This is a genomic window from Arthrobacter sp. NPDC056727 (genome assembly GCF_042790555.1).
Taxonomy (GTDB): Bacteria; Actinomycetota; Actinomycetes; order Actinomycetales; family Micrococcaceae; genus Arthrobacter.
This window is the reverse complement of record NZ_JBHTZA010000063.1, coordinates 1-1535: the sequence shown is the minus strand read 5'-3', so window position 1 is coordinate 1535 and position 1535 is coordinate 1. Positions and strand designations below refer to the sequence as shown.

The following is a 1535-nucleotide window of genomic DNA, read 5'->3' as shown; positions in this document are numbered from 1 at the left end:
CATGTTGAAGGCGTAAGTTGGCGTTGAATCCACTGAAAGGGACAAGGATGTCTGAGATTTTTGATGCCGACGTCGTGGTCGTCGGCTACGGACCCGTTGGCATGACCACCGCTGCCCTGCTGGGCAGGGCAGGTCATTCGGTCATTGCACTGGAGCGGTATCCGTCACTGTTCAACCTGCCGCGGGCAGGGATTTTTGATGACGAGATCATGCGCACGCTGGCCAAGCTGGACATCGCCCCGGCGCTCATCAGGAAGATCCGGGCTCAGGAAGGCTATGAGTGGCGCAACGGTGATGGTGAGCTTCTCATCGAGCACAGTTTCGCGTTGCGGGGACGCAGCGGCTGGGCAGAGTGGTACCAGTTTTACCAGCCGGACCTCGAGCAGGCCCTTGATAAGGCAGTGCGCGATTCCGGCAACGTCGAGGTCCGCTTCAACACCACTGTTACCGGGTACGACCAGGACGACGAAGGCGTCTCTGTGAGCCTGGCTGACGGCACGTCTGTGCGCGCCCGGTACGTGGTAGCCGCCGACGGCGGTAACGGCTTCTCCCGCGGCGCGCTGAACGCCGAGTACCACGACTACGGCTTTTCCGAGCCGTGGATGCCCTGTGATTTCGAGATCACCGCTGACGTTGACCTGCCCCACGCGCTGCAAATCTGCGATCCGAAACAGCCCCGCTCGGTGATCTCCCTCGGACCCAAGCACCAGCGCTTTGCGTTTCTGCTCAAGTCCGAGGAGGACTTCGAGCAGGAACGTTCCCACGAAAAGGTGTGGGCCCGGGTTTCTTCATACATCAATCCCGAGCAGGCCAAGCTCGTCCGGGTCGCAACCTACGTTTTCCGATCCCTCGTCGTCGACAAGTGGCGCCACGGCAAAATCATGCTCGCTGGAGATGCTGCACATCAGATGCCCCCGTTCCTGGGACAGGGAATGTGTTCCGGAGTCAGGGACGCGCAAAGCCTGGCCTTCCGCCTTGACCTCATCCTCACAGGACGGGCCGGTGACGGCATCCTTGACGGCTACCAGACCGAGCGTGAACCGCAGGTCACAGCGGTACTGCTGAAAGGCATCGAACTGGGGCGGATTCAAACGACGCGTGACCTGGCAGTCGCGCAAGAACGTGACCGCCGTCTTCTTGCAGACCGCGCTGCGAAGCGGAAACCCGAAAAGATGCGCTTTCCCGGTATCGGCCCGGGCCTGATAGCCGATCAGGAAGCTGCCGGCAGCCTCTTCCCCCAGGGGGACGTCTTCATCAACGGCCACAAGGATCGCTTCGATACGGTTCTCGGCTTTGGCCTGACGATCCTGTCCGGCCCAGAGGCCCCCAGGCTCTCCTCCGAGGCGAAGGCACGGGCCAGGCAGACCGCCGACATCGTCGCCGAGCTCACGCCCGAAGCAGACGCCCAGGGCATCTACACCGATTGGTTCCGCGAACACAACGCACAATTCGTGATCGTCCGCCCGGACTTCTACGTCTACGGCACAGCAACCGACGAAACCGGGCTGCTGGCCCTGATCGAGCAGTTCGAACAA

At 61.8% G+C, this 1535-nt stretch carries 1 protein-coding gene; it reads left to right on the top strand.

From position 1 onward, the window contains the following. Window positions 1-47 precede the first annotated feature (47 nt). The coding region (locus ACFRAH_RS24255) for a bifunctional 3-(3-hydroxy-phenyl)propionate/3-hydroxycinnamic acid hydroxylase (protein ID WP_377993443.1) at window positions 48-1535 on the top strand (1488 nt) is incomplete at its 3' end.